11 protein-coding genes are annotated in these 9473 nt (G+C 69.3%); 5 read left to right on the top strand and 6 right to left on the bottom strand.

Features of this window, described 5'->3' with window-relative positions:
• Positions 1 to 310: 310 nt before the first annotated feature.
• Both ACIBL3_RS28060 and ACIBL3_RS28055 read right to left on the bottom strand, forming a co-directional pair.
• On the bottom strand, positions 311 to 1495 hold the full coding sequence (locus ACIBL3_RS28060; RefSeq protein WP_396356591.1) for an MFS transporter: 1185 nt from the start codon (positions 1493 to 1495) through the stop codon (positions 311 to 313).
• Positions 1492 to 2148: an HAD-IA family hydrolase gene (locus ACIBL3_RS28055; protein WP_396356589.1), complete on the bottom strand. Its 657-nt coding sequence runs from the start codon at positions 2146 to 2148 to the stop codon at positions 1492 to 1494. Before ACIBL3_RS28055 ends, ACIBL3_RS28060 begins: the two co-directional genes overlap by 4 nt.
• Before the next feature lie 47 nt (positions 2149 to 2195).
• Here ACIBL3_RS28055 and ACIBL3_RS28050 point away from each other — a divergent pair, with 47 nt between their 5' ends.
• Positions 2196 to 3347 carry an ROK family transcriptional regulator gene (locus ACIBL3_RS28050; RefSeq protein ID WP_396356588.1) on the top strand — a complete coding sequence of 384 codons (1152 nt, stop codon included), beginning with the start codon at positions 2196 to 2198 and terminating at the stop codon, positions 3345 to 3347.
• On the opposite strand, the gene ACIBL3_RS28045 is transcribed toward ACIBL3_RS28050, so the two are convergent.
• The 3 genes from ACIBL3_RS28045 to ACIBL3_RS28035 are packed head-to-tail and all read right to left on the bottom strand — an operon-like array spanning position 3325 to position 5712.
• Entirely contained in the window at positions 3325 to 3948 is a 624-nt protein-coding gene (locus ACIBL3_RS28045) for a DinB family protein (protein ID WP_396356587.1), read from the bottom strand. The two genes, ACIBL3_RS28050 and ACIBL3_RS28045, sit on opposite strands and share 23 nt — an antisense overlap.
• Positions 3945 to 4748, bottom strand: coding sequence for a bifunctional hydroxymethylpyrimidine kinase/phosphomethylpyrimidine kinase (gene thiD / locus ACIBL3_RS28040; RefSeq protein ID WP_396356586.1), 804 nt, complete (start codon positions 4746 to 4748; stop codon positions 3945 to 3947). Before thiD ends, ACIBL3_RS28045 begins: the two co-directional genes overlap by 4 nt.
• Position 4749: 1 nt before the next feature.
• The gene (locus tag ACIBL3_RS28035; RefSeq protein WP_396356585.1) at positions 4750 to 5712 is read right to left on the bottom strand and encodes a thiamine-phosphate kinase; all 963 of its coding nucleotides are present in this window, start codon (positions 5710 to 5712) and stop codon (positions 4750 to 4752) included.
• Positions 5713 to 5852: 140 nt separating this feature from the next.
• On the opposite strand from ACIBL3_RS28035, the gene ACIBL3_RS28030 reads away from it, so the two are divergent.
• From ACIBL3_RS28030 to ACIBL3_RS28015, 4 genes are all read left to right on the top strand, one after another.
• The gene (locus tag ACIBL3_RS28030; RefSeq protein ID WP_040455366.1) at positions 5853 to 6086 is read left to right on the top strand and encodes an Lrp/AsnC family transcriptional regulator; all 234 of its coding nucleotides are present in this window, start codon (positions 5853 to 5855) and stop codon (positions 6084 to 6086) included.
• A 28-nt stretch (positions 6087 to 6114) separates the two neighbouring features.
• On the top strand, positions 6115 to 6570 hold the full coding sequence (locus ACIBL3_RS28025) for a DUF3515 domain-containing protein (protein ID WP_396356584.1): 456 nt from the start codon (positions 6115 to 6117) through the stop codon (positions 6568 to 6570).
• A gap of 119 nt (positions 6571 to 6689) precedes the next feature.
• On the top strand, positions 6690 to 7106 hold the full coding sequence (locus ACIBL3_RS28020) for a YciI family protein (protein WP_396356583.1): 417 nt from the start codon (positions 6690 to 6692) through the stop codon (positions 7104 to 7106).
• A gap of 6 nt (positions 7107 to 7112) precedes the next feature.
• On the top strand, positions 7113 to 8315 hold the full coding sequence (locus ACIBL3_RS28015; RefSeq protein ID WP_396356582.1) for an RNA polymerase sigma factor: 1203 nt from the start codon (positions 7113 to 7115) through the stop codon (positions 8313 to 8315).
• A gap of 20 nt (positions 8316 to 8335) precedes the next feature.
• Here ACIBL3_RS28015 and ACIBL3_RS28010 read toward each other — a convergent pair whose 3' ends face one another.
• Positions 8336 to 9466, bottom strand: coding sequence for a D-alanine--D-alanine ligase family protein (locus ACIBL3_RS28010; RefSeq protein WP_396356581.1), 1131 nt, complete (start codon positions 9464 to 9466; stop codon positions 8336 to 8338).
• Between the last annotated feature and the right edge of the window lie 7 nt (positions 9467 to 9473).

The following is a 9473-nucleotide window of genomic DNA, read 5'->3' as shown; positions in this document are numbered from 1 at the left end:
GCGTCGGGGTGGTGGTGGTCGGCGTAGAGCTGGGCGTGTTCGAGGAGGCGGGCGTCGAGGCGGTTGGCCTCGGCGCGGTGCGCGGCGGCCGATTCCAGCAGGTCGGCGGTCACCAGGGTGGTGAGATCTCCTTCGAACATGTGTTTGATTCTATGGCATGGCGTGAGTTGATTCCAACTCGGTTGTGGCTGGAATCTGTTATCCACAAGGGGAAACGTCACATCAAGCCGCGCTCCCAAAGCGGGTATGCAGACGGGGTGCCTTGTCGAGCCGTGTGGCGGCGGCTGTCCGGGTGGACTCCGGCTGTGGGTTAGTCGGTTCGGGCGGGGAGGCCGTCGATCGACGGGTGCTGGTGAGCCAGTCCGCGGGCGTCCGTCGGGGCGGAGTGGCGGGGCTCACGGCGGTGTGCGCGCGGGCTGAGGGCGATCAGGAGGACGAGCAGGGGCACGGCGATCAGGTAGGCCATGCGGAGGGGGACGGCGCGGGCAAGGAGGGCCAGCGCTGCGGGGGTGATGAGGATGGCGGTCCCGGAAGCAAGAGCGCCGATGGCTGAGAGGCGGGTGGGGTTGGGGCCCGGGGTGGCGACGAGCGCAGCGAGCGTGACCGGGTAGAGAGGGGCTACGCCAGTGCCGGCCAGGACTAGACCGATGGTGACCGCGGTGGGGGTGTCGAAGAGGCTGACGAGCAGAGTGCCGCCGATCGCGAGCAGGCCACCGGGTACGACGGGAGACAGGCCGCGCACGTGGATCGGCCCGATCGCGCGGCCGACCGCCATGCCGATGGGGAACGCGCTGCCCAGCAACGCCGCTGTCGCCATCGGCAAGCCCGTAGCCGCCAGCCGCGCGACTGCCCACACGACGAAGCAGAATTCGGCGCCGACCGCCAGCACCACGCGCAGCCACCCCAGAGCGACCGCCAGAGTCGCAGTGCCACTCGATTCACAAGCTGGCTCGTCAGGGCGCGACTCGACAGGACCCTTGAATATCGCGAGGGCGACAAGCGGCGGTACGGCGGCCAGCAGCGCCAACCGACCCGTAGGACCAACAGAGTCGACCGCCCCGATCGCAAGCGGCGCCAGGATCCCGGTCGCACTGGCGACCGCATTGACCCGACTCAAACGCGACGCAGCCGTAGGGCCGTGCAACACCAGCGGAGCAACCAGAACGAGCAGTGCTCCACCCAGTCCGATACACAGCCCGCCTGCGACCGCCACGCCGTACGCAGGCGCCAGCGCCAGCAGCACAGCGCCGGCTGCGCACACCAGCGACCCAACACGCAGCACGGTGATCAGCGCCAACGACCGCAGCAGCATCGGGCCCACCACAGCGACCACGACCAGCCCCACTGCGAACGCCGACGACAGCAGCGCGAGTCGTCCGGTGGACTCGCTCAGGTCGCGTGCGAGCAGCGCGATGCAGGCACCCAGCCCGGCCAGCAGGTACCCCATGGACGAGAGCCCGACACCGATCCGGACCTCGTCTGCCCGCCCGGTCATCCGGCGGTCAGGTCGTCAGACCCCGCGCCCTCCGTCCGGGCACTGCTGATCAGGTCGGCGAGTTGGTGCAGGTCGGTCAGCCGGATGTCCGCCTCCAGACCCTTTAGACCTGCGGTCACGGCTCCTGCCGCGCGACCAGCCGCCAGGCCGACCGCTGCGTCCTCCACGACCAGACACTGCTGAGGCGGTACGCCGAGGAGCTCAGCAGCATGCAGATACCCCTCAGGGTCCGGCTTGCCCCGACTGATGTCCTCAACGGTCACCAACACTGGTGGTGACACACGAGCAGCAGCCAGCCGCACCTTCGCCAACCGGTTGTCCGCACTGGTGACGACAGCCCACGGGAGGCCGAGCCGATCCAGCACACCGAGCACCTCGACGGCACCCGGTGTCGCGGTCACATCGGACAGGTCGTCGTACTGGAGCTCCAGCTGCCTGGCCGCGGCCGCCGCCTGATCGGCCGCTGACAGATCCGGGCGCATGCGTACGACGGTGGACTCGGCCGGGCTGCCGTGAGCGATGGCGAGTACGTCGGCCGCCGGTACGTCGTACTCCCCCGACCAGACCGTCCACGCACGCTCCACGGCGGCGTCGGAGTCGACCAGTGTGCCGTCCATGTCGAACAGCACGGCGCGGATGTCGCGGATCCCCATCACCCCTCCATTAAACTCGTTCTCCGAGCATAAGGTAGAACCATGGCATGACGACAGGTGTCCGCCGGGGGCAGTGGCAGACCGCTGCCGACGTACTCGCGAGGGTGAGCCGTCGGCCCGGGATCACACGCGCTGCGGTTGCGCGGGAGTTGCGGCTGAGCACCAGCTCGGCGACCGAGGTCACTGCCCGGCTGCGCGACGTGCAGCTGCTCACAGAGGTCCCGGCGCCCAGTCAGGGACGTGGGCGGCCCACTACTGTCCTGCGGGCGCATCCGCGCGGCCCTGTGGTGCTTGCACTGGATCTGCGCCAGGGCAGCTGGCGGAGCGCCGTGGTCGCCCTCGACGGCTCGTTCGTGCAGCAGCAGTCCAAGCGGCACCGAAGTCGGAGACCGCAGGTCGTGCTCGGCAACCTGCACAAGGCGGTGCTGCAGGTGCAGGAGCAGTACGGCGATCGCCTGCAAGTCGTCAGCCTGGCAGCAGCCGGCACCATCCGTGACAACCGCCTGATGCAGGCGCCCACTCTCGGCTGGGCCGAAGTGGACCTGCAGACCATCACAGACCTCCCGTTGCTAGTCGGCAACGACGCAACGCTGAGTGGTGTGGCGGAGGCTCGCACGGGTGCCGCCGCCGGCGCGGGTACGGCGTTGCACCTCATCGTCGAGGTCGGCATCGGCGGCACGTTGCTGATCGACGGCGTACCGGCACAGGGCGCGTCCGGAGCGGGTGGCGAGTACGGGCACATCCCGTTCGGCGACCGTGGACGGCAGTGTCCGTGCGGTGCACGCGGCTGCTGGGACCTGGAGATTGACGGACGCGCACTGGCTCGTCACCTCAAGGAGCCAGCACCTGATGACCCGTATGGCTACGCAGAGGCCGTGCTACATCGTACTGACCGTGCTGCGAGCCGTGCGGTCGCCAGAGTGGTGACTGCACTCGCCACAGGCATCGCAGGTCTCGTCAACGCGCATGACCCGGAGGTAGTCACCGTGGGCGGTCTGGCGATCCCGCTCCGGGCGGCAGCCGAGTCAACCTTCGAGCAGGCATACCGAGCTGGACTGATGAACTTCCATCGGGCCTCTCCCCCGCCGGTCCTCTCAGCCACGCACCAGCCCGACGGTCCACTGCGTGGCGCCGCAGCGCTGGCCCTCGACCACCTGACGACCGAGCCGTCGATCGCTAGCTGGGCTGATCGACGCTGACCTCATCAGCCTCGTCAGCGCTGACCTCCTCGGCCGGCGCCTTGGGCACGATGGGCGGCTCCACCTTCGCCAGGATCGTGGTGATGTCGTGGCGGTGGTGCTGAATCTCGTGCGCGGTGTGGCGGATGATCCAGCCCAGTGTCCGCGGCGCCCGCACCGGGTAGTTGTAGAGCCCCAGCTTGCCCAGTTGCGGCGGCGTGAGCACGCGTGCAGCCGCACCGAACTCGCGGGCGAACCGCACCAGGGCGGCAGCGACCTCCATCGGGTCCTGGTCCTCGTACTTGGCCTGCTTCACTCGACCGGTCCGGTCCATCGGCGCGTACACCGGCCGGTCCTCGGCCAGGCACTGCGCGATCCGCTGCCGCTGCACCTCCAGTACGTCGCGCACGTGGCACGCGTACTCGATCGCCGACCACACGTCGGGCTCCGGCCGCAGCCGTACGACGTCAGGGTCCGGACCGGCCGCCGCCTTCGTCAGCGCCATGCTGCAGTCGGCCGCCTGCCGGATGAGCAACGTCACCGTGCCCTGCAGGTCACCTGTGTCGTAGTTGAACCCACACTGCTCGCAGTACCCGTCAACCGGCGGCTGCTGCTTGCTCAACTGCTACTCCCTCGAAATCGCCAGGCGTGATCGACCGGACCGATTCCACCACCAAGCGCAAACCCGGCCACGATCGCCCCGGTCACATACTCCTTCGCCGCCCCCACTGCACCGGGTACGTCGTACCCGCGCGCAAGGTACGACGCGATCGCGCTGGCCAACGTGCATCCGGTCCCATGGGTGTGCCTGTTGTCGGCGCGTACGGCGCTGTAGGCCCGCCGTACGCCGTCACCGTGCAGCACGTCGACGGACGCCGCACCCGGGTCGTGGCCGCCCTTGACGAGCACCCAGTCGGCGCCTGCGTCCAGCAGCAGCTTCGCGGCGAGCTCGCGGTCCTCCACGGTCTCCAACTCCATGCCGGCGACCGGTCCGAGCTCGGTGAGGTTCGGCGTCAGGACGGTTGCCAGCGGCACGATCTCCGATCGTACGGCGTCCATCGCATCGGCAGCCAGCAACGCGTCGCCGTGCTTCGACACCGACACCGGGTCGACCACGACCGGCACGGACGGAGGCAGCGTGCGCAGCAGGTCGGCGACCACGCGGACCATCGACGCGGAAGCCAGCATGCCGGTCTTGACCGCATCGACTCCGATGTCGTCCACCACACTGCGGAACTGCGCCCGGACCTGCTCCTCCGGCAGCTCCCACGCGCCCTGCACGCCGAGGCTGTTCTGCGCGGTGATCGCGGTCAGCACACTCATCCCGTGCACGCCGTTGGCCAGCATCGCCTTCAGATCCGCCTGGATCCCGGCGCCACCGCCGGAGTCAGATCCGGCGATCGTCAGCACTCTGGGCAGCATCTCAACTCCTGAAGTGAGCGTGACCGGACTCGGCGGCGTACGCCGCTCCGTCCACGGTCACGGTTCCGGCCGGGCGGTCCTCGTTGCCTTCTGCAACTGAACCGATGACGGTCCAGCCCTCGGGCACGTCGGCGGGCTCGAAGGTGCCGACCAGCGCATGGTCCTCGCCGCCGGTCAGCACGAACTTGAGCGCGTCCACACCGGTAGCGGCGGCCACCGCCTGCAACGGCTCGGGCACAGTCAACGCCTGCGAGTGCACGTCTATAGCCACCTGGCTCGCCACGGCGATGTGCCCGAGGTCGGCGAGCAGCCCGTCGCTGACGTCACACAGCGACGACGCACCGGACTGGGCGGCGCGAGGTCCTTCGGCGTACGGCGGTTGCGGCCGGCGATGCGCCTCGACCACGGCGCGCGGCGAGCGGAACCCGCGCGCGAGCACAGCCCAGCCCGCTTCGGCCCACCCGAGCCGCCCGATGTAGGCGACCTCGTCCCCGGGGCGCGCGCCGGAGCGCAGTACCGGCGGACGGCCGTCCAGCGAGCCGAACGCTGTCACCGACACAACGATCTTGTCCGACTGCACAGTGTCGCCGCCGACGATGCTCACGTCGACCAGCTCGGCCTCGTCGACCAGGCCTTGGTTGAGCTCCAGCGCCCACGCGGTCGGGAGGTCCGCGGGTGCGCCGAACCCGACCACGAGCGAGGTCGGTCTGGCGCCCATGGCCATGATGTCGGCCAGGTTCTGCGCGGCTGCCTTGCGGCCCACGTCGTACGCAGACGACCAGTCCTGGCGGAAGTGCCTGCCTTCCACCAGCAGGTCGGTCGTGATCACCATCCGGCCGTCCGGCACCGCCACCACGGCCGCGTCGTCACCCGGCCCGACCAGGACGTCCTCACCTGTGGACAGCCCCTTGGTGACGGCCGCGATCAGGCCGAACTCACCCGTGCTCCCCAACGTCTCTGTCACGTCAGCAGACCTCCCATATCGCCAACCGGAGTCTAGGCGGTACCGTGACCGGGCAACGAAGAGTACGCCCGGCCGTCTCGCAGTACCCCTGCAGAGCACGGCCGGTGCCCGCTGAGGACGACTGAGTGGAGAACGACGTGGTGGTCCAGGCCTACATCCTGATCCAGACCGAGGTCGGCAAGGCTGCCGACGTCGCGGCACAGATCGCCGAGGTCCAGGGCGTCACCCTGGCCGAGGACGTCACCGGTCCGTACGACGTGATCGTGCGCGCCGAAGCCCGCAACGTCGACGAGCTCGGCAAGCTGGTGGTTGCCAAGGTCCAGAACGTGCCCGGCATCACCCGTACCCTGACCTGCCCCGTCGTCCACATCTGAGCGCCTCGGGGCTCCGCCCTTCTTTCGCATGCCCAAAGTCCTGTTCGCTGCACTCGGCCTGATCGTGCTGGCCGGGTGCAGCCCGGGTCCCGCGCCCGTCGCCGTACCGTCTGCCGCCCCCGAGGTCGCCGCGGCCTGTGAGCCGCTGGTGAAGGCACTGCCGCAGAAGGTGCTGGACGCGGAGCGGCGCAAGACCGAGCCTGTCAGTCCGCTGACCACCGCGTACGGCGATCCGCCGATCGAGGTGACGTGTGGCGTGAACCCGCCTGCCGGGATGGCCGAGGCGCAGTCGCAGTGCTTCGAGGTGAACGGCGTCGGCTGGTTCGCCAAGGAAGTCGAGAACGGTTTCATCTTCACCACCATCGGCCGTGAGCTGTACCTCGAGGTCGCGGTCCCGTCGAAGTACGCCCCGGAAGCGAACGCCCTGACCGACGTCTCCGACGCTGTCCACAGGTACAACAAAGTCATCACTCCCTGCACCTGACAACGGCATACTCCAGGCGAAACCGAAAAAGTTCGTCGGCGGTGTCCGGTTCGATCCGGCGGGGGCGACGTACCAGGCGAGCGGCACCGCGGTGGTGCCCTGGACGACGGGAGATTGCGATGAAGTACATGATCCTCACCTACGCGTCGCAGCAGGACTACGACGGGATGGCGGGCAAGGACACCGGCAAGCCGGCCTGGACCGCGGAGGACTTCGCGGCGATGGGCGCCTTCATGGAGAAGTTCAACAACGACCTGGTCGAGTCCGGTGAGCTGGTCGAGACCCGCGGGCTGGCGGCGCCGGTGCACACGCGGCGGCTGGGTTCGAGGGATGGCGCCGCGGTGGTGACCGACGGGCCGTACGCCGAAACCCAGGAAGTGCTCGCCGGGTACTGGATCGTCGAGTGCGAGTCGTTCGACCGAGCGACCGAGATCGCGGCCCGGCTCGGCGACACACCGGCGCCGGAATTCGTCCGGGCGACCGCGTACGCCGACGTCCGGCCGATCATCGAGGGTCGCGGCGAGATCGTGGACTGATCGGTCATGGCTGCGGCAGTCGAGGATCTGCTCCGCGAGCTCACTCCGCAGGTGCTCGGAGCGCTCGTGCGGCGGTACGGGCACTTCGACACCGCGGAGGACGCGGTGCAGGAGGCCTTGCTGGCCGCGGCGCAGCAGTGGCCGGTGGATGGGGTTCCGGACAGTCCGCGAGGGTGGCTGATCACGGTCGCTTCGCGCCGACTGACGGATCTGCTTCGGCGTGAGCAGGCACGTCAGCGGCGCGAGGACCGGGTGGCGCAGTGGGCGACGGATCCGAGTGAGCCGGTGGCGGACACCGACGACACGCTGGTCCTGCTGTTCATGTGTTGCCATCCGTCGTTGTCGCCGGCGTCGCAGATCGCGTTGACGCTCCGGGCGGTCGGCGGTCTCACCACGGCGGAGATCGCGCGGGCGTTCCTGGTGCCGGAGGCGACGATGACGCGGCGGATCAGCCGGGCCAAGGCGAGCGTGAAGGACAGCGGAGCCCGGTTCGCACTACCGGCAGACCGGGACGAGCGGCTGGGCGCGGTGCTGAAGGTCGTGTACCTGATCTTTAACGAGGGCTACGCGAGTACGACGGGTCCGAGCCTGCAGCGGGTGGAGTTGGCAGCGGAGGGGATCCGGCTGGCGCGGATGCTGCACCGGTTGCTGCCGGACGACGGTGAGGTCGCGGGGTTGCTCGCGCTGATGTTGCTGACCGATGCGCGGCGGCCGGCGCGGACCGGTCCGCTGGGTGAGCTGGTTCCGATGGACGAGCAGGATCGGTCGCTGTGGATACCTGAGCTGATTCAGGAAGGAGTTGAGCTCATCACTGCGGCGTTGCCTCGGGGACCTGTTGGGCCCTATCAGCTCCAGGCGGCGATCGCTGCCGTACACGACGAGGCGCCGACCGCGGCCGAGACGGACTGGGCACAGATCGTTGCGTTGTACGACGTTCTGCTGCAACAGGTCGACAATCCGATGGTCGCGCTGAACCAGGTGGTCGCGGTCGCGATGGCGCGCGGGGCCGACGACGGGTTGAAGTTGCTCGCCACGATCGAGGGCGACGAGCGGATCGCGTCTGATCATCGGCTGTCGGCGGTGCGGGCGCACCTGCTGGAGATCTCCGGGGACGTGGCGGGTGCGCGCGCGGCATACGAAGAGGCGGCCGACCGGACCACGAGCCTGCCGCAGCAGCGGTACCTCTACGAACGGGCGAGGCGCCTATGACCGCGGCAGGCTGACCGGGTTCAGCGGAGGCCGGTGGGGCGGGTCATGGCCAGGGTGAGGAGGCGGTCGACGAGGGCGGGGTAGTCGACGCCAGTGGCGGCCCAGAGGCGCGGGAACATGCTGGTCGGGGTGAAGCCGGGCATGGTGTTGATCTCGTTGATGACGACCCGGCCGTCGGCGTCGAGGAAGAAGTCGACGCGCGCCAGTCCCTCGCCTTCGATCGCGTCGAAGGCGGTCAGTGCCTTGGCGCGGATGTCGGCTGCGATGTCCTCGGGGAGGTCGGCGGGGACGGAGAGGGCGGTGTACTCCTCGCCTTCGGGCAGGTACTTGGTCTCGAAGTCGTAGAAGTCGTGCCCACCACCGGAGACCGCGATCTCACCGCACACGCTGGCCTCGGCCGGGGCGCCGTCCAGGCCGCCGAGCACGCCGACCTCGATCTCGCGCGGGTTCTTCGCCGACGCCTCGACGATCACCTTCGGGTCGTGGGCCCGAGCCTCGGCGACCGCCGCGTCGAGCTCGGCCAGGCTGTTGACCTTGCTGATCCCCAGGCTCGACCCGCCACGGCACGGCTTCACGAACACCGGGTAGCCGAGCGCGTCGACCGCCGCGCGGCTGGCCTCCGGGTCGCGGGTCCAGTCGCGGTCGCGGATGACGACGTACGGCGTGACCTCGAGGCCCGCCGCCTGAAAGACGACCTTCATGTAGTGCTTGTCCATGCCGACCGCGCTGGACAGCACGCCGGAGCCGACGTACCGGATGTCCGACATCTCGAGCAGGCCCTGGATGGTGCCGTCCTCACCCCACGGACCGTGCAGCAGCGGGAAGACCACGTCGACCTCGCCGAGCGTGTTGGGCACCTGGCCCGGTTCGCTGACCACGAGCTCGCGGTTCGCGCCGAACAGCACCGGCATCGCCGTCACGTCGACCTCCGGGAGCTTGCCGTCGGTGATCGACAGCCGCTCCGGGTCACCGCTCTCCAGCACCCAGTGGCCGCTGGTGCTGATGCCGACCGGGACCACGTCGTACTTGTCCCGGTCGATCGCCTGCAGCACGTTGGCCGCGGTCACGCAGGAGATGGCGTGCTCGCTCGACCGGCCGCCGAAGACGACGGCGACACGGGGCTTGCGTTGTTCCCTCGAGTACTCACTCACCGGCTCG

Origin of the sequence: Kribbella sp. NPDC050124 (assembly GCF_044460355.1) — a bacterium.
Lineage (GTDB): Bacteria > Actinomycetota > Actinomycetes > Propionibacteriales > Kribbellaceae > Kribbella.
This window is presented reverse-complemented; position numbering and strand designations above follow the sequence as displayed.